At 69.6% G+C, this 17,390-nt stretch carries 12 protein-coding genes and 2 pseudogenes; 10 read left to right on the top strand and 4 right to left on the bottom strand.

Annotated features, from left to right (window positions below; genetic code table 11):
- Positions 1-97: 97 nt before the first annotated feature.
- Positions 98-1,861 (top strand): maltose alpha-D-glucosyltransferase, encoded by a 1,764-nt coding sequence (gene treS / locus ACFMQL_RS21405; protein WP_378790190.1) that lies wholly within the window; start codon positions 98-100, stop codon positions 1,859-1,861.
- On the opposite strand, the gene ACFMQL_RS21400 is transcribed toward treS, so the two are convergent.
- The 3 genes from ACFMQL_RS21400 to ACFMQL_RS21390 are packed head-to-tail and all read right to left on the bottom strand — an operon-like array spanning position 1,848 to position 5,343.
- The gene (locus ACFMQL_RS21400) at positions 1,848-4,115 is read right to left on the bottom strand and encodes an FtsX-like permease family protein (RefSeq protein WP_378786763.1); all 2,268 of its coding nucleotides are present in this window, start codon (positions 4,113-4,115) and stop codon (positions 1,848-1,850) included. The two genes, treS and ACFMQL_RS21400, sit on opposite strands and share 14 nt — an antisense overlap.
- The gene (locus ACFMQL_RS21395) at positions 4,112-4,840 is read right to left on the bottom strand and encodes an ABC transporter ATP-binding protein (RefSeq protein ID WP_364060892.1); all 729 of its coding nucleotides are present in this window, start codon (positions 4,838-4,840) and stop codon (positions 4,112-4,114) included. The genes ACFMQL_RS21400 and ACFMQL_RS21395 overlap by 4 nt, the downstream gene beginning before the upstream one ends.
- A complete protein-coding gene (locus tag ACFMQL_RS21390; RefSeq protein ID WP_364060889.1) occupies positions 4,837-5,343 on the bottom strand; it encodes a PadR family transcriptional regulator in 507 nt (168 codons plus the stop codon). The genes ACFMQL_RS21395 and ACFMQL_RS21390 overlap by 4 nt, the downstream gene beginning before the upstream one ends.
- A 130-nt stretch (positions 5,344-5,473) precedes the next feature.
- On the opposite strand from ACFMQL_RS21390, the gene ACFMQL_RS21385 reads away from it, so the two are divergent.
- From ACFMQL_RS21385 to ACFMQL_RS21345, 9 genes and pseudogenes are all read left to right on the top strand, one after another.
- The gene (locus ACFMQL_RS21385; RefSeq protein ID WP_364060886.1) at positions 5,474-6,721 is read left to right on the top strand and encodes an ABC transporter substrate-binding protein; all 1,248 of its coding nucleotides are present in this window, start codon (positions 5,474-5,476) and stop codon (positions 6,719-6,721) included.
- Between the two features lie 7 nt (positions 6,722-6,728).
- Positions 6,729-8,053: pseudogene (locus ACFMQL_RS21380) on the top strand (ABC transporter substrate-binding protein).
- Between the two features lie 12 nt (positions 8,054-8,065).
- Complete coding sequence (locus ACFMQL_RS21375; RefSeq protein ID WP_378786760.1) at positions 8,066-9,442, top strand: carbohydrate ABC transporter permease; 1,377 nt, start codon at positions 8,066-8,068, stop codon at positions 9,440-9,442.
- Positions 9,439-10,350: a carbohydrate ABC transporter permease gene (locus tag ACFMQL_RS21370; protein WP_364060882.1), complete on the top strand. Its 912-nt coding sequence runs from the start codon at positions 9,439-9,441 to the stop codon at positions 10,348-10,350. The genes ACFMQL_RS21375 and ACFMQL_RS21370 overlap by 4 nt, the downstream gene beginning before the upstream one ends.
- A gap of 469 nt (positions 10,351-10,819) precedes the next feature.
- Positions 10,820-11,497, top strand: a complete 678-nt coding sequence (locus ACFMQL_RS21365; protein WP_364060879.1) for a uracil-DNA glycosylase — start codon at positions 10,820-10,822, stop codon at positions 11,495-11,497.
- A 10-nt stretch (positions 11,498-11,507) separates the two neighbouring features.
- Positions 11,508-11,834, top strand: a complete 327-nt coding sequence (locus ACFMQL_RS21360) for a hypothetical protein (RefSeq protein WP_364060876.1) — start codon at positions 11,508-11,510, stop codon at positions 11,832-11,834.
- 655 nt (positions 11,835-12,489) lie between these two features.
- Complete coding sequence (locus ACFMQL_RS21355; protein WP_364060873.1) at positions 12,490-12,780, top strand: MTH1187 family thiamine-binding protein; 291 nt, start codon at positions 12,490-12,492, stop codon at positions 12,778-12,780.
- A 1,377-nt stretch (positions 12,781-14,157) separates the two neighbouring features.
- Positions 14,158-14,724, top strand: a pseudogene (locus ACFMQL_RS21350) (FAD-dependent monooxygenase); the annotation flags it as partial.
- 19 nt (positions 14,725-14,743) lie between these two features.
- Positions 14,744-15,751 carry an FAD-dependent monooxygenase gene (locus tag ACFMQL_RS21345; protein ID WP_378790189.1) on the top strand — a complete coding sequence of 336 codons (1,008 nt, stop codon included), beginning with the start codon at positions 14,744-14,746 and terminating at the stop codon, positions 15,749-15,751.
- Between the two features lie 92 nt (positions 15,752-15,843).
- Here ACFMQL_RS21345 and ACFMQL_RS21340 read toward each other — a convergent pair whose 3' ends face one another.
- Positions 15,844-17,205: a hypothetical protein gene (locus ACFMQL_RS21340; protein WP_378786757.1), complete on the bottom strand. Its 1,362-nt coding sequence runs from the start codon at positions 17,203-17,205 to the stop codon at positions 15,844-15,846.
- Positions 17,206-17,390 lie beyond the last annotated feature (185 nt).

Below are 17,390 nucleotides of genomic sequence, written 5' to 3'. Positions count from 1 at the left end.
GCAGGGATGACGACCCCACGCGGCGCGGTCACCAATCAACAACGCCGGGGTAACCGGTGACTTCGTCCTGCCCACATCTCTTCCTGTGAGCGACATCATGATCAACGCATCCCCAACGCCGGAGCCGGTCTCCGAGGACTTCATCTCGGAGGATCCGCTCTGGTACAAGCGGGCGGTGTTTTACGAGGTTCTCGTCCGGGGGTTCAAGGACTCCAACGGCGACGGGACCGGTGACCTTCGCGGTCTCATCGAGAAGCTTGACTACCTCAAGTGGCTCGGTGTCGACTGCCTGTGGTTGCTGCCGTTGTACGAGTCGCCGCTGCGCGACGGCGGTTATGACATCTCGGACTACATGAAGATCCTTCCGGACTTCGGGGACCTGGGGGACTTCGTACAGCTGGTCGAGGCCGCCCACAGCCGCGGCCTGCGGATCATCACGGACCTCGTGATGAATCACACCAGCGACCGGCATCCCTGGTTCCAGGCATCCCGGCATGACCCCGAAGGGCCGTACGGCGACTTCTACGTGTGGGCCGACCACCCCGGCGGCTACCCTGACGCGCCGATCATCTTCGTCGGCGCCGAGGAGTCCAACTGGACGTACGACCCGGTGCGTAAGCAGTACTACTGGCACCGTTTCTTCCACCACCAGCCGGACCTGAACTATGACAACCCGGCGGTGCAGGAGGCCATGCTCGAGGTCTTGCGGTTCTGGCTGGACCTGGGCATCGACGGGTTCCGCCTGGACGCGGTGCCGTACCTGTTCGAGCGTGAGGGCACGGCCTGCGCCGGGCTGCCGGAGACGCACGCGTACCTGAAGAAGATCCGGGCCGAGGTCGACCGCCTCTACCCCGACCGCGTGCTGCTGGCCGAGGCCAACGGCTGGCCTGAGGACGTTGTGGAGTACTTCGGCGACCCGACGACGGGCGGCGACGAGTGCCACATGGCGTTCCACTTCCCGTTGATGCCGCGTATCTACATGGCGGTGAAGAAGGAGACCCGCGAGCCGATCTCCGAGATCATGTCCCGCACCCCCAAGCTGCCCGAGAACGGCCAGTGGGGCATCTTCCTGCGCAACCACGACGAGCTGACGCTCGAGACGGTGACCGAGGAAGAGCGCGACTACATGCACAAGGAGTACGCCAAGGACCCGCGCATGCGGGCCTACCTCGGCATCCGGCGGCGTCTCGCCCCGTTGCTCGACAACGACCGGGACCGGATCGAGCTGTTCACGGCGCTGCTGCTGTCGCTGCCCGGCTCGCCGATCATCTACTACGGCGACGAGATCGGCATGGGCGACAACATCTGGCTGGAGGACCGCGACTCGGTCCGCACGCCGATGCAGTGGAGCCCCGACCGCAACGCCGGCTTCTCCACGGCCGACCCTGGCCGCCTCTACCTGCCCGCGGTCATGGACCCGATCTACGGGTACCAGGCGGTCAACGTGGAGGCCCAGCAGCGGCACGAGGGGTCGCTGCTGCACTTCACCCGCAGGATGCTGGCCATCAGGCGGCAGCACCCGGTGTTCGGCGTGGGGGCGTATACGGAGATGTGGTCGTCCAACCCGTGCGTGCTGACGTACGTGCGCGAGGACGGCGACGACGTGATGCTGTGCGTCAACAACCTGTCGAAGTTCCCGCAGCCGGTGGAGCTGGACCTGCGCCGCTTCGAGGGCTGGATCCCGGTCGAGGCGCGCGGCGGCGTGCAGTTCCCGCGCATCGGGGAGCTGCCCTACCTGCTCACGCTGCCGGGGCACGGCTTCTACTGGTTCGCGCTCAAGAAGGACGAGCAGACGGCGCAGTCAGGGCAGTCCGCGTCTGAGGCGCGTGAGGGCGAGCTGGAGACGGTCAGCGGGAAGTGACCGGCACCTGGGCACGGGCCGCGCGGCGCGCAGGGATCAGCGCGACCGCAAGGGCCGTGCCCACGGCCACCAGTACGGTGACCGCCAGCGTCAGCGGCGACGGCGCGCGGCCGATGCCCGCGCCGACGCCGCTGTTGTGGCCCTGAAGGTCGATCAGACCGGTGACGACGCTGACCCCCGCCGCCGCGCCCACGCCCACGCCGAGCACGACCAGCAGGCCCGTGCCGGTCACGAGCGTGGCCATGACCTGGCGCGGGGTCAGCCCCATGGCCTTGAGCACGGCCAGGTCGAAGGCGTGGTCGCGCAGGCCGAGCGCGCTGGCGGTGAGGAGGTTGGCCAGGCCGATGAGGGCCAGCACGGCGATCATCGCCACGATCACCACGCGGATGATCGACAGCCGGTCCGCCGGGTTGACGGCCACCTGCACGTCGAGGCTCTCCCCCGACTCCGCGAGCAGCCTCCCCCGCACCTCGCCGGGGTCGGCGCCGGGCTTGAGCGCCAGCGCGTAGTACTCGGGCGGCACGGAGTCCTTGGCCGCCAGGCTGTCGATGCCGACGGAGAGCACCTCGCCGTCCTGTTCGGGCTCGACGGTCCTGCCGACGATCCTGACGATCAGCGGGGTGCCGCCCACCGTGAGCCGCACCCGGTCGCCGATCTTGACCCCCAGCAGGTCGAGCAGGCCCTGACCGGCCACGGCCTCGCCCTGGCGGTCGTACATGCGGCCCTCGACCACCGGGAACGGGTAGGGGTCGGTGGAGCTGCCGATCGCCCGCACCCTGACCGAGCGGGCCTCTCCGGGGGCGAGCGCGTTGACGTCGGTGCCCGCGTAGACGGCGCTGACGTCGCGGTCCTGCTGCGCCAGCCGCTCGGCCGCGGCGGGCTCCATCTTCCCGGGGCGTACGTAGAGCGCGGCGTGCTGGCCCACCTGCTCGGGGTGCGCGAGGAAGTTGTCCAGCGTGGCCCACACGCCCAGCCCGATGGTGATCATCATCATCGGCACGGCGAGCCCGAACGCCGTCAGGAACGCGGGCACCCTGCGGGTGAAGGCGTCACGGGTGCCGAGCACGAGGGCGGGCGGGAGGCGTACGAGGAGGGCCAGGCGGGCCAGCCTGGACAGGTGGCCCTGGGGCGGTGCCGCGGGCGCGGCGGGGATCGGCGGCGTACGGCCGCCCCGCCAGGCGGGCACGCCGACGGCGGCCAGCACGAGCAGGGCCGTGCCCGCCACGATGGCCAGCACGGGGACGGGCGCGACGGAGGTGGGGCCGAGCAGGGCGACCATCAGCGCCCAGCCCGCCACCGTGCCGACGGCCACGCCGAGCAGGCCGAGCGCGCCGTGCTCGACCATGAGCAGCAGCGCGATCTGGCCCCTGGTGAAGCCCATGGACTTGAGCGTGGCGAGGTCGCGGAGCTGCCCGAGCACCCGGCCGCCGGCGGCGTTGGCCAGCGCGAGCGCGGCGGCCACGATGCCCACCACGCCGAAGAGCGCGAGCAGCGTGCCCAGCAGGCGGTTGTCCAGCTCCATGGCGGCGCGTACCTCGCGCCAGGTGTAGACGCGCTGGAGGCGGTCCTCCAGCATGACCACGACGCGCTGGGAGACCACCTGGGAGGCTTCAGGGTCGTCCAGGCGCAGCCCGGTCACCCATTCGCTGCGGCCCAGCATGGGCTCGATGCGGTCCAGCATGAGCGGCAGCACGTACGCCAGGCCCGGCGTCCACTCGGGGTAGAAGCCCTGCTCGGCGGAGTCGGCGATGCCGCGTACGTACAGGGTGTGCCGCTCGCCGCTGAGCGCGATGATCGTGAACGGGGCGCCGATGCGCAACCCCAGCGACTCGGCGAAGGAGCGCTCGACCACCACCCCGTCGGGCTGGGACGGATCGAGCCACCTGCCCTCGGAGACCACGGGATGCGCGACAGCGGGCGGGGTGGCCGGCATGGCGCGCAGCGCGGCCGGCTCCTTCTTGCCGTTCTGCGCCACGGTGACGGGAGCCGACCGGTAGGGGCCCGCGATCTGGGTGACGCCGTCGATGCCGCCCAGGGCGACCTGGGGGCTGTCCTTGGTGTAGAGCCACACGTGCGCGCCGTCGGTCTGGGCGAACAGGCTGCGCCACGGGTTCGTGCCCTCTTCGAGCAGGGTCGCCGCGGTGATCAGCGCGGCGACGATGCCGGCCACGACCAGCACGGTCAGCGCGGCCTGGCCCTTCCTCGCCCGTAGATCGGCCCTGATCCACCGGCTTCCGGCCAGTGACGCGCTCATCGGAGGTCGATCACCTCGCCCGCGGTGCGGGTACGGCGGCGGGCGATGCGGCCGTCGTCGACGATCTCGCCGTCGAACAGCGACACCACCCGGTCGGCGAGGCTCGCCACGCGGGCGTCGTGGGTGACCATGACGATGGTCTGTCCCTCCTTGTGGACCTTGCTGAGCAGGTTGAGCACGTCACGGGTGTTGCGGCTGTCGAGGTTGCCCGTGGGCTCGTCGGCCAGCAGCAGGCTGGGCTGGTTGGCCAGCGCTCTGGCGAGGGCCACCCGCTGCTGCTCGCCGCCGGAGAGCTGGGCGGGCGCGGCGTCGGCCTTGTCGCTGAGGTTGAGCGCGGTCAGCAGGGTCTCGCGGCGCTCGCGCGCGACCTTGGGCGAGGCCCCGGCCAGCAGCGCGGGCAGCTCGACGTTGTCGCCGACGGTCATGTTGGCGACCAGGTTGAAGAACTGGAAGACGAAGCCGATCTTCTTGCGGCGCAGCAGCGCCCAGGCGCTCTCCGACAGCGTGTCGACGCGCTTGCCGTCGAGCCAGATCTCCCCGCTCGTACGCGCGTCGAGCCCGCCCAGCATGTGGACGAGCGTGGACTTCCCCGAGCCCGACGGCCCCATGATGGCGACGAACTCGCCCGGCTCGACCTGGAGGTCCACCCCGCGCACCGCGGGAACCGGCACCGCGCCATCCTGGTAGATTTTGACCAGATTGACCGTTTTCACAACCGAGCTCATGCCAGATCCTCCTGGCACCTCTCGAGCCAGTCAAGATCCGCCTGCAGATGCAGCATGGCTCCTTCGATGAGCAGCATCGCCACGCGGTCCGTCGGCGAGGTGGCGGCCAGGAGGTCGTTGAGATCGCTCATGAGTGACAGATAGTGGCGGCGCTGGCGGTTGATCAGGACCATCCGGTCGGCGATGCCGGTGAGGGGGGCGAGCACGAGCTTCATGAAGAACTCGTCGCGCACCCGGGGACCCTCGGTCGGCTCGTCGACCCAGGCCTCCAGCACCTCCCGGCCCTTGGCGGTCAGATAGTAGACCTTTTTGTTGGGCCGGTTGGACTGCTCGACGTCGACCGACCGGACCAGGCCGTCCTTCTCCAGCCTGCCGAGGGTGACGTAGATCTGGCCGATGTTGGGGGAGGGATAGGCACTGCCGAAGGTCTGCTCCAGTGCCTGTTTGAGCTCGTAGCCGTGAGCCGGCTCTTTGGCCAGGAGCGCCAGCAGGTGAAGCCGCACCGCCACCTCCCCGCGTCCTGTTACGTAGGCGTTACGAAGCAATCCGTTGACCTACAGATTACAGGTGTGCATAACATGAATCCATCTACCTAACACGTATGTAAAACACTCTGAACACGGAGGAAACAGGGTGCTTCGTCCGCTGCCGCTGCTCCTGGCCGTGCTCCTGGCGGCCGGCTGCGCGGCGACGGGCGATGCGGGCGGCGGCGAAAAGGGAACGAGCGGAACAGGCCCGATCACCTTCGCCACCGGACGCGACACCACGGCGTACCTGCAACCCCTGCTGGATCGCTGGAACCAGGCCCACCCGGCCGAGAAGGTGACGCTGCTGGAGCTGCCCGAAGCCGCCGACGAGCAACGCGCTCAGATGGCGGCGAACCTCCAGGCCCAGAGCAGCCGGTACGACGTGCTCGGGCTTGACGTCTTCTGGACCGCCGAATTCGCGGAGAACGGCTGGATCATCCCCCTGGAGCGCGGGTTGTTCCCGCTCGACAGGTTCCTGCCGCCCGTCGTGGAGACGGCGATCTATAAGGACAAGCTGTGGGCCGTCCCGTTCACCAGTAACGCGGGGCTGCTCTATTACCGGAAGGACCTGGTCAAGAAGCCGCCCAGGACATGGGCCGAGCTACGCGACCAGGCCCGCCAAATCACGAAAAAGCACAACATAGGAGGCTATGCCGGGCAGTTCCTGGCCTACGAGGGGCTCACGGTCAACTTCTCCGAAGCCGTCCAGTCGGCCGGCGGCGAGATCGTCAACCGCGACGGCACCGAGGTGACCCTCGATCCGGCCAAGGGCGCGACCGCGATCGAGTTCCTGCTCCAGGGCCTGCGCGAGGGATGGATCCCCCGGGAGTCGCTGAGCTACAAGGAAGAGGAGTCCCGCCTGGCGTTCCAGGAGGGACGGCTGGCCTTCGCCCGCAACTGGCCGCACGCGTACGGACCGGCCAGGGCCAAGCTGGGCGACAAGCTGGGCGTGACCCGGCTGCCCGGGCTGAACGGCCCCGGCTCCAGCACGCTGGGCGGCGCGAACCTGGCGGTCAGCGCCTTCTCCAAGCACCAGCAGACCGCGCAGGAGTTCATCCGCTACTTCACGAGCCTGGAGAACGAGCGCCGGGTCCTCACCGAGGGCTCGTTCCCGCCCGTGTGGGCCGAGCTCTACGACGACCCCGCGCTGATCAAGCGCTTCCCCTACCTGCCCGTGCTCAAAGAGAGCATTCTCGCCGCCCGGCCACGGCCGGTGAGCGCCAACTACAACCAGCTGAGCCTCGTGATCGCCAGTTCGGTCGCCGAAGCGCTCAGCAATCCCTCCCCCGGGGCCGCAGACGACGTGGCGGCCTCCATGAAATCCGAACTCGAAGAGATCATCAGAACCCAGTGAGGCAGCCATGCGAAAAGGCAGAGCAGCAGCGATCCTGGCCGGGCTCGCGGTAGCCGTCGCCGCCTGCGGCAACGCGCCGACCACCACGGAGCCCACGGCGTCGGAGTCGGCCTCCGCGTCCGACGGCGGCGCCAAGCCGCTCCAGGGCGTGAAGCTCGAAGTCGCCGCCAAGTGGACCGGGGCGGAGCAGAAGAACTTCGAGCAGGTGCTCAAGGCCTTCTCCGACAAGACCGGCGCCGAGGTCACCTACGCCTCCACCGGTGAGGACACCGGCGCCTACCTCGGCCCGCGCATCCAGGGCGGCAGCCCGCCCGACGTGGCCATCCTGCCGCAGCCGGGCCTGGTCCAGCAGTACGCCGAGCAGGGCGCGCTCAAGCCGCTCACCGACGACGTCATCAAGGAGATCGACGCCAACTACACGCCGTACTGGAAGGAGCTCGGCTCCGTCGACGGCAAGGTGTACGGCGTGCTGGTCAAGGCCGCGCACAAGTCGCTGGTCTGGTACCGCTCGCAGGCGTTCGAGGACGCCGGCGTGCAGCCGCCCACCAACTGGGACGAGATGGTCAAGGCCGCGCAGACGCTGGCCGACTCCGGCACCCCGCCGTTCTCGTTCTGCGGCGCCTCCGGCTGGACGCTCACCGACCTCTTCGAGAACGTCTACCTGTCCACCGCCGGCCGGAGAACTACGACAAGCTCTCCAAGCACGAGATCCCGTGGACCGACGACTCCGTCAAGACCGCCCTGGAGAAGATCCAGCAGATCGTCTCCAAGAGCGAGTTCCTGGTCGACGGCACCTCCGGCACCATGCAGACCGACTTCCCCACCTGCGTCAGCAAGGTGTACGGCACCGACAAGGCCGCCATGGTCATCGAGGCCGACTTCGTGGCCGTCGAGGCCGACCAGTCGGGCGCCAAGGTCGGCGAGGAGGCGAAGTACTTCCCGTTCCCCAAGGCCGGTGACACCACCCCGGTCGTGCTCGGCGGCGACGTCGCCGTGGCGATGAAGGACAGCCCCGGCGCGATGGCGCTGGTGCAGTTCCTCGCCTCCAAGGAGGGCGGCGAGGTCTGGGCCAAGCTCCCCGGCTACCTGTCGCCCAACAAGAACGTCTCCCCCGACAACTACCCCGACCCGCTGACCAAGCAGCTCGGCCAGACCATCGTCTCCGCCGGTGACGCGGTCCGCTACGACATGTCCGACCTCGCCCCCAGCGCGTTCGGTGGCACGGACGGCAAGGGCGAGTGGAAGGTCCTGCAGGACTTCCTGCGCAACCCCAGCGATGTCAAGGGCACCCAGGAGGCGCTCGAAGCCGAGGCCAAGAAGGCCTGGAAGTAAAGAGGTAAGGCCGTGACCGAACGGTTGGACGGCCGGCAGGACTCGCCCGTGGCCACCGCGGGCGAGCCTCCCACCGGACCGGCTGAAACCCCCCGCACGAGACAACGCCTCGGCCCCTCCCCGGCGGTCGCCATCGCCTTCCTCCTCCCAGCGGCGCTGCTACTGGGCATCTGGGTGGTCTATCCGATCGTCTACTCCATCTTCCGGAGCCTCTTCGACGCCGCGGGCACCGGATTCGTGGGCCTGGGCAACTACGCCACGATCTTCACCGATTCGGGCATGCTCACCACGATCCGCAACAACCTCATCTGGGTCGTCGTCGCACCGATCATCGTCACCACGCTGGGACTGATCTTCGCGGTGCTGACCGAGCGGATCAAGTGGGCCACCGCGTTCAAGCTGATCGTGTTCATGCCCATGGCCGTCTCCCTGATGGCCGCGGGCGTCATCTTCCGCCTCGTCTACGAGGAGAACCCCGACAAGGGCCTGGCCAACGCCATCCTCACCACCGTCCACGACACGTTCTCCTCCTCGCAGGGCTACCCCGAGGCCCGTCCGCGCGAGGGCGACCAGTCGCCCGTCGCCGCCGACAACGGCGCGGTCGTCACCAAGCAGCCCGTCCAGACCGGGCAGCCGGTGCTGATCCCGATCGTCGGCGTCAAGCCGGACGTGCTGCCCGCCGACGCCGAGCCCGCCAAGGCCGCCACGGCCGGACCGGGATTGTCCGGAACGGTGTGGTTCGACTTCACGCCGGGCGGCGGCGGCCAGACCAACGTCGTGGACGGCACCGAGAAGGGCCTGCCCGGCATGACCGTCGAGGCCGTGCAGAACGGCGAGGTCAAGGCCACCGCCACGACCGCCGCCGACGGCACCTTCCGCTTCGAGGGCCTGGCCGACGGCGCCTACACCGTACGGCTGCCGAAGGACAACTTCGAGGCCGCCTACAACGGCCTGACCTGGCTCGGCCCGACGCTCATCACCCCGGCGATCATCGGCGCGTTCGTCTGGGTCTGGGCCGGCTTCGCCATGGTGCTCATCGCCGCCGGCCTCGCGGGCATCCCGCGTGACGCGCTGGAGGCCGCCCGCATCGACGGCGCCACGGAGTGGCAGGTGTTCCGCAAGATCACCGTGCCGCTGCTGTCGCCGGTCCTGCTCGTCGTCTTCGTGACGATGATCATCAATACCCTGAAGGTGTTCGACCTGGTGTTCATCATCGCCCCGTCCTCGGTGCAGCCGCAGGCGAACGTGGTCGCGCTCGAGATGTGGCGCGTGTCGTTCGGCGGCGGTAACAACCAGGGGCTGGGCAGCGCACTGGCCGTCTTCCTGCTCATCCTGGTCCTTCCCTTCATGATCATGAACATCCGACGGTTCCGGAGGGGAGAGTCATGACCACCGCGACCGCCACCGCATCCTCCGGCGCGCCGTCGGGGGTGGCCTCGGGCGCGCCGCAGCGGGGCACGCTGGGCAAGATCGTCGATCGCGTGGGCGGCGGAGTCGTCCAGGTCGTCATGATCCTGCTCGGCCTGTTCTGGCTGGTGCCGACCCTCGGCCTGCTCGTCGTCTCGCTGCGTACGACGCAGGTCAACAACGCCGAAGGCTGGTGGACGATCTTCACCAAGCCGGCCGAGCTGACCCTGCAGAACTACGCCAACCTGCTCGGCAGCGGGTTCACCGCCTCGTTCTGGAACACCGTCCTCATCACGGTGCCCAGCACGATCCTGGTGATCGGCATCGCGGCCATGGCGGCGTACGCCTTCGCCTGGGTCGACTTCCCCGGCCGCGACCTCGCCTTCCTCGTCGTGGTCGGCCTGCTCATCGTGCCGATCCAGATCGCGCTGATCCCCATCGCGTCCTTCTACGGCGCCACCGGGATCTTCGGCTCGATCCCCGGCGTGGTGCTGTTCCACGTCGCGTTCGGCCTGCCGTTCGCGATCTTCCTGCTGCGGAACTTCTTCGTCGGCATCCCCGCCTCGCTGCTGGAGGCCGCCCGCATGGACGGCGCCTCCGAGTGGAAGATCTTCCGCTCGGTCGTCTTCCCGCTGGGCAAGCCCGCCATCGCCTCGCTGGGCATCTTCCAGTTCCTGTGGGTGTGGAATGACATGCTCATCGCGCTGGTCTTCGCCAACACCGGCAACCAGCCGATGACCAAGTATCTGCAGTCTCAGATGCGGCAGTTCGGATCGAACGTCGACATCCTGTCGTCGGGCGCGTTCATGTCGCTGATCATTCCGCTGATCTTGTTCTTCGCGTTCCAGCGGTACTTCGTCCAGGGCATGATGGCCGGCTCCGTGAAGTGACGGGCCACGCCGGCTGACGGAGGCGCCCGCCCACCCGCTCGGGGTGGGCGGGCGCTCGCACGTTTCGAGGGCTGTGGGCGCGCGACTTGGGCGCGCTCGACGCGTGGACGCGTCTTAGGCACGTTCGGCAAGTGGGCGTTCGTGCGCCTCGGGCGCGTGGGCGCCTCTTGGCGCGTTCGGCGCGTCTTGGTGCGTCTTGGCGCGTTCGCATACGGACGCTCGCTCGTCTCGGGACGTCGGCACGTCACCGGCACCCACCGCTGGGACGTCAGTACGTCACCGGCACCCGCCGCCCGCGCCCCTCGCAGGACCTCCTCCACCCTCGTCTTCGCCCCCAGCACGGGATGTGCCGCCTGCGAGGATGGGCCGGCGCCCAGGACGGTGCAGGGCTCCCTTGTGATCATTCTGGTACGGCCAGGGCAGACGTTTCGGCGGCAAGCCGTACCAGACCTGACTAAGCTCAACCTTCATGGCCGGTCGTCCACTGCACGAAGTCGTCGAAGCCGGATGGGCCCGCGCGCTGGAGCCCGTCGCAGATCGGATCGCCCAGATGGGCGACTTCCTCCGCAAGGAGCTCGCCGAAGGCAGGCAGTACCTGCCCGCCGGCGCGAACGTCCTGCGCGCCTTCAACCAGCCCTTCGATGACGTCAAGGTGCTGATCGTGGGGCAGGACCCCTACCCCACGCCAGGACACCCCGTCGGGCTGTCGTTCTCCGTCGCCCCCGACGTCAGGCCGCTGCCGGGCAGCCTGGTCAACATCTTCAAGGAGATGGAGAGCGACCTCGGCCTGCCCCGCCCCTCCAACGGCGACCTCACCCCGTGGGCCGAGCAGGGTGTGCTGCTGCTCAACAGGGTGCTCACCGTCATGCCGGGCAAGCCCGCCTCCCACCGCGGCAAGGGCTGGGAAGAGGTCACCGAGCAGGCCATCCGCGCCCTCGTCGCCCGGGGCAAGCCCCTGGTCGCCATCCTGTGGGGCCGCGACGCCCGCAACCTGGCCCCCATGCTCGGCGACGTCCCGCGCATCGAGTCCGCCCACCCCTCCCCGCTCTCCGCACGCAGCGGCTTCTTCGGCTCGCGGCCCTTCAGCCGTGCCAATGAGCTCCTCATCCAGCAAGGCGCCGCGCCTGTCGAGTGGAAGCTGCCCTAGCATCGTCGCCATGAGTGATGAAGAACCGAAGTTCCTGCGCCTCACGGTCGAGCTGACCGTCGAAGTGCTCGACATGGACGCGCTTCAGGCGGCGGCGCTGCGTGAGATCAGGCACCCCGACGCCGACCTGACCGAGGAGGAGCGCACGGAGCAGGCCGAACTGGTCGCATCCGACGACAGCGGCGCCTCCGCCCTGCAGTGGCTGATCGAACCCGATCACGTGCTGCAGCTCGTCGACCACATCGACGAGATCGAACCTCGCGAAGCCGTCCTCGGCGTCGAGCCGTCCGAGGGGCCGAGCGAGGAAGAGGACGAGGAAGAGCACGACCACGCGTGACCGTACGGCGGCGGCCACGGCGTTTTCCGAGCGTCGTGGCTCTTCGCTCGATCACCCTCCCCCCACTCCCCCCTTCCCGACTCGAACGCCCCCGGCATAGGCAAGACGGCCGGCTGAGGACAGGTGTCGGCTTCACCCGTCTGACCTTGGTGCGCTTCTCCAGCCGAGCTCAAGATTCACGGGAGCGCCGGCCACGGCCCGCGGTCCACACAAGCACGACCCAGGCGAGCACAGCCCGTCCAGCACCACCCACGCGAGCACGACCCGCACCAGCGCGATCCACGCGAGCACGACCGCACTAACGCCATCCACGCGAACACAGCCCACAGGAGCACGGCCCAGGCCCGCGGCGACCCACCCGAGACGGCCTACAGGAGCGCAATTCGAGGGAGCGTGGTCTGCGAAGGAGGCGTTAGCAAGGGGAGTGCGGAGGAGGCGGTATCGGAAGACGGGTTGGCGGAAAGAGGGTCTGCGGCGACGCAACGGCCTTCCCACGTCGCCCACAGGAACGCCTCAGCCCATAGAAGCACCTCACCCCACAGAGGCACCTCGGCCCACAGAGGCACCTCGGCCCGCAAGAAGGACTCGGCCCCAGGAAGGGCATGGGCGCTCGCTGGTTAGGATCTGCTTCTGAGATCGCCGAGAGGAAGCTCCCATGATCGTCGCATTCTCCATCACCCCGCTGGGCGTCGGCGAGGGAGTCGCCGAGCACGTCGCCCGCGCCGTCAAGGTCGTCCGCGACAGCGGGCTGCCCAACCGTACGGACGCGATGTTCACCACCATCGAAGGCGAGTGGGACGAGGTCATGGACGTCGTCAAGCGCGCCGTGGACGCGGTGGCCGAGGTGGCGCCGCGGGTCAGCCTCGTACTGAAGGCCGACATCAGGGAAGGCGTCACGGACGGCATGACGTCCAAGCTTGAATCCCTCGAACGCCACCTCTCCTGATCTCCGGCCTCGCACTCAGCCCTGCTCGGTACGGCCATCGCCGCCTTCCTCGGCCGGCTGGCCCCTGAGCACCGGGACTGCGCTGACCTGCACCGCCGCCATCTAAGGGCTCGCCATCCTCGCGCCGGCCTCCGCGCCGAACGCATACGTGGCCGGGGCTCGCGCCCGCCGTCTGCCCCCTCAGCCCACCTCAACCGCCCAGCGTTCCCTCCGAGCGCTCGGACCGGCCGTTCAGCCCGACCGCTCGGACCGGTCGTAGCCTGAGCGCTCAGACCGGACCACCGACCTGATCGCAAGGCCGACGGCGCAGGACAAGCAGGGGCGCACACACGCCGTTGAGCAGACCCGCTCTGTGGTGGTGATCGTGGCGTCCCGATCATGATGGCGCGCCGTCACGCCAGAGCCGGCTGGCCATGCCCTCGCGTCACGGTGGGCCTGCCGCACCGACACACCGCGATCGGCCGGCCCCACCATCGCGTCACCGTCGGCTGACCTCACCATCACGCCACGATCGGCCGGCCGCACCGACACACCGCGATCGGCCGGCCCCACCATCGCGTCACCGTCGGCTGACCTCACCATCACGCCACGATCGGCCGGCCGCGCCGCCATGCCGTCGTCGGCTGACCCCGCCACCACACCCCCGTGGACTAAACGCACCGACACCACACCGCGGTGGACTAAACGCACCGCCACGCCCCAGTCGGCTGACCGCACCGCCGCGCCGCCGCAGTCGGCTGACCGCGTCGTCGTGCCGCGGGCGTCGAAGGAGGAGGCGGCCAAGGTCCCTTGTACGAAGACCGGAACGTCGAGCCTGCCGGCGTGAGGTTCGACCGGACGCTGCCGTTCCGCAATCGGATGGCGTTCTTCACCGCCGTCGCCTCCCGTTGTACCGCCCGGACGCGCTGCGGTGACTCGCGCCGCCGGGCACCCCTCCGCGACCGCTGCGACCGACCTTCGAGATGGAAGCCGTCGATGGGTCATGCCCCGCACCAGGCACCCCGCGACCTCCGAGATGGAAGCCGTCGATGGGTCAACTGCTGCGAACCGGGCACCCTGCGACCTCCGAGGCGGAACCGTCGGTGAGCCCCTGACGCGAACAGGGCAGCCGCGACTTTCGAGGTGAAGCCGCCGGTGGGCTCCCGTCTCGAACGGGAGGGCCGACCGCCACCTCCTCCGCTCGGCTCGGGAACGCTGTGCGCCGCTCGCTCCGCCCAGGGACTGGCTAGAACGCCAGGGCCGTACGGCACGTACGACACCGAGCAGTCCCCAAAGATCGCAGAGACCGAAGTCGAGATATATCTTGACTGTCGCGATGCACGCGACATATCGTGACTCGCGTAAACGCGATAGTACGCGACTCGGAGGTAGCGGGCAATGGAGCAAGAGCGAGTGCCGGTCCTGGTGGTCGGCGGCGGGTACGCGGGCTTGAGCGCGGCGACGCTCCTGGCCTGGCGCGAGATCCCCGTCATGCTGGTCGAGCGGCACGCGAGCACGTCCGTGCAGCCCAAGGCGTTCGGGGTGGGGCCGCAGGCGCTCGAACTCCTGCGCATCGTACCGGGCATCAAGGAGGAGCTGAACGCCGTCTGGGCGGGCATCGGGGACGACATGCTCATCGCGATCGCCTCGAGCCTGGCCGACCCGCAGCCCCACATGATCATCCACGAGGATGAGGATCTCGCCTTCCTGTCCGACCTCAGCCCCGCCCCCAGGGTGGGCGCGCCGCAGGCGGAGGTCGAGCGCATCCTGCGCAGGAAGGCCGAAGACCTCGGCGCCGACCTGCGCTTCTCCACCGAGCTGATCTCCCTCGAGCAGGACGGCACCGGCGTGACCGCGCGGATCAGGGACAAGGACGGCGACCGCCTCGTACGGGCCGACTACGTGGTGGCCGCCGACGGCTCCCGCAGCCCGCTCCGCAAGGCGCTGAACGTCCCGACCTCCGGCAAGGGCCCGCTCGAGCCGGCTGTGCTCGATCATGTTCGACGCCGACCTGTCCGGCCTGGTCAGGGACCGCGAGGTCACCCTCTGGTACCTGCAGAACGACGTCTTCACCGGCGTGATCGTCACCGGCACCGGGACCGGGTGCCACGTGCTCGGCGTCAACCTCAAGGAGGGCGAGACCGAGGCCGACTTCACCGACGAACGCTGCGTCGAGCTGGTACGCCTGGCCACCGGGCGGCCGGACCTCGACGTACGCGTCCTCGACCGGCCCGTGTTCAGCATCTCCCACGTGCTGGCCGACACCTATCGCGTCGGGCGGGTGTTCTTCGCCGGCGACGCCGCCCACACCATGCCGCCCACCGGCGGGCAGGGCGGCAGCACCGCCCTCGAGGACGGCTGCGACCTGGCCTGGCGGCTCTGGCTCGTGCTCACCGGGCAGGCGGGACCGGACTTCCTGGACACCTACGACGCCGAGCGCCGTCCCATCGGCGAGCTGATGGCCGACGCGCAGCTCGCCAACCTCGGCGTCCGCATGCCGCCCGAGGCCCGCGTCGGCTACCCCGAGCCCTTGAAGGACCCGGTCGGCGTGCTCCTCGGCCGCCGCTACCACTCCACGGCCATCATCGACGAGCCCGGCGACGACGGCTCGCTTCTTGAGGACCCGCGCGTCCCGACCGGGCGGCCCGGCAGCCGCGCCCCGCACGTCGTGCTCGACTGGGCCGGCCAGCGGATCTCCACCATCGACCTGTTCGGCTCCGGGTTCGTCCTGCTGGCCGCCAAGCCCGGCGGTCAGGCGTGGATGGACGCTGGGCGGCTGGTCAAGGAGCGGCTCGGGATCCGCCTCACCCGGCTGCTCGTGGGTGACGAGCTGATCGACGTGGAAGGGCGCTTCACCGAGCGGTACGGCGTGACCGAGAGCGGGGCCGTCCTCGTCCGGCCGGACGGGTACGTGGCCTGGCGCTCCCCCGAGGCCGGCCCCGACCCGATGGGCACTCTGGAACGCGTCCTCCGCCGCATCCTCAGCCGCTGAGTCCGGACTCGCCCGGCCTCTGATCGAGGAGACTCTGCGGGGTCCTGCGCGGGCGGGTGCCGACCGGCAGGTTCGGGCCCTCACCAAGGGGGTCATGCGGCCATGGCGGCGTCGAAGTCGCCAGGATCCAGCCTGCTCAGGTCGCATGCGATCTCTGCGGCGTGCTCGCCTGGACCAGTTGTTCTGCGCGCAGCTCGGGTAGCGGGGGTGAGCGAGGTGACGGTGGCCGAGTCGGCAGGATCCTCCTCCGCAGGAACGGTGGTGCGGGCATCGGAAGCGAGCACTGTCACGGGGGCCGAGGTGAAAGAGCCCTCGGCAGCAACGGCGCTGTGGCTTTCGGGTGTGACGGAGGGGGCCGAGGCCGGAGCGCCGGAATCTCCCGTGGCAGCAGCCGTACCGGTGGCGGGCGTGAGCGAGGCGACGGTTGCCGTTGCGGCGGCAGGGGCCGGGGTGCCTGAGGTCTCTGCGGTCGCGGCTGTGCGGGGGTCGGGGGCGGGGGTGGTGATGGTGGCCTGAGAGCGAGCCACGGGGGCGTGGCGGCCAGCTTGGGTGGCGCAGAGCCAGGAGTTGAGTGAGCCGCTGAAGCCCGAGGGCGGGCCGACCTTGAGGCAGGTGATCCGGCCGGCGCCGGGGGCCGGGCCGATCTTGAGGCGGCGGATGCTGCCAGTGCGGCCCAGCTCGCCCGCGTCGGCGTCGTACGGCGTGAGCTGAACGCCGAAGGGCAGGCCGCCGTCCGGCAGGTCAGAGGGGTGGATGCGGAGAAAGTCGTCGATCTTGCGGGCGGCGGCTCCCGGGTGGGCGTTGAGGTAGGACAGGTGGTCGGTCACCAGGCGGCTGGCGACCGTGCGCAGGAGGTTGGTCGCGCAGAGGCTGTGGGCGCAGGAGGCGCCGTCGAGCGTGATCTCGGGGAGGGCGAAGCGGCGCAGGCCCCTCGACGTGACCCGCAGGCAGTCGCAGGCGCCCGGGTCGGCGGGGTCCCAGGGCGGGCAGGTGGCGGCGTCGTGGACCTGGACGTCCCAGGACAGCCAGTCGTCGGTGAGGCGGAAGTGGGTGGGCTCGCCCGAGCAGCGGCCGCAGGTGAGGATGGTCGTAGCGGTCAGCGGGTCGATCAGGATGCCGTCGCACTCCTTGGCCAGGGCTCTGGCCGCCGCTCTCGCCACCTGCGCGGCGGTGGGCAGCCGGTGCGGTGGTGCCGTCGAGGTGACCACGAGGTGCTGCTTGGTACGGCGCAGGCGGCGTCTGTCGTCATCGGTGAGGCCGGTGCCCGCCGGTCTCCACGGCGTGGGGTGGTGGGTCACCGTGAGCATGCCGGTGGACGCGGCGGTGATCGCCGCACGCCGGTAGGGGGCGCCTATTCGCCACGGGATGAAGGACGTGGGATCGAACGGCAGGCGCTCCATGGCGACGACGAAGCGGCAGGTCGTCGTCGCAGGCAGAGGGAGAGTGATCTTCATTGGTCGTGCCTTCGCGGAAACGTGGGTGAACGGGCTGCGACGATCCGGCCAAGGGAGCCGAGCTCCGGATCAGGAGGCACCCAGGATCGGCGAAGGCGGGTGGGGCCCGAGGATCCGAACCCCATTCTGTGGACAGGTACTTGCGGGGCGGCGCGGTCTGTGGACAGTCCTCTGGCCCGTGCGTA

The sequence above is a fragment of the Nonomuraea fastidiosa genome (assembly GCF_042751225.1).
GTDB classification, from domain to species: Bacteria; Actinomycetota; Actinomycetes; order Streptosporangiales; family Streptosporangiaceae; genus Nonomuraea; species Nonomuraea fastidiosa.
The sequence above is the reverse complement of the archived record's forward strand: the minus strand, read 5'-3'. Positions and strand labels throughout refer to the sequence as shown.

What these genes read in the sequence shown, in the direction of transcription:
- treS (WP_378790190.1), top strand. Translation starts at nt 98, where the DNA reads ATGATCAACGCATCCCCAACGCCGGAGCCGGTCTCCGAGGACTTCATC.
- ACFMQL_RS21400 (WP_378786763.1), bottom strand. Translation starts at nt 4,115, where the DNA reads ATGAGCGCGTCACTGGCCGGAAGCCGGTGGATCAGGGCCGATCTACGG.
- ACFMQL_RS21395 (WP_364060892.1), bottom strand. Translation starts at nt 4,840, where the DNA reads ATGAGCTCGGTTGTGAAAACGGTCAATCTGGTCAAAATCTACCAGGAT.
- ACFMQL_RS21370 (WP_364060882.1), top strand. Translation starts at nt 9,439, where the DNA reads ATGACCACCGCGACCGCCACCGCATCCTCCGGCGCGCCGTCGGGGGTG.
- ACFMQL_RS21365 (WP_364060879.1), top strand. Translation starts at nt 10,820, where the DNA reads ATGGCCGGTCGTCCACTGCACGAAGTCGTCGAAGCCGGATGGGCCCGC.
- ACFMQL_RS21360 (WP_364060876.1), top strand. Translation starts at nt 11,508, where the DNA reads ATGAGTGATGAAGAACCGAAGTTCCTGCGCCTCACGGTCGAGCTGACC.
- ACFMQL_RS21355 (WP_364060873.1), top strand. Translation starts at nt 12,490, where the DNA reads ATGATCGTCGCATTCTCCATCACCCCGCTGGGCGTCGGCGAGGGAGTC.
- ACFMQL_RS21340 (WP_378786757.1), bottom strand. Translation starts at nt 17,205, where the DNA reads ATGAAGATCACTCTCCCTCTGCCTGCGACGACGACCTGCCGCTTCGTC.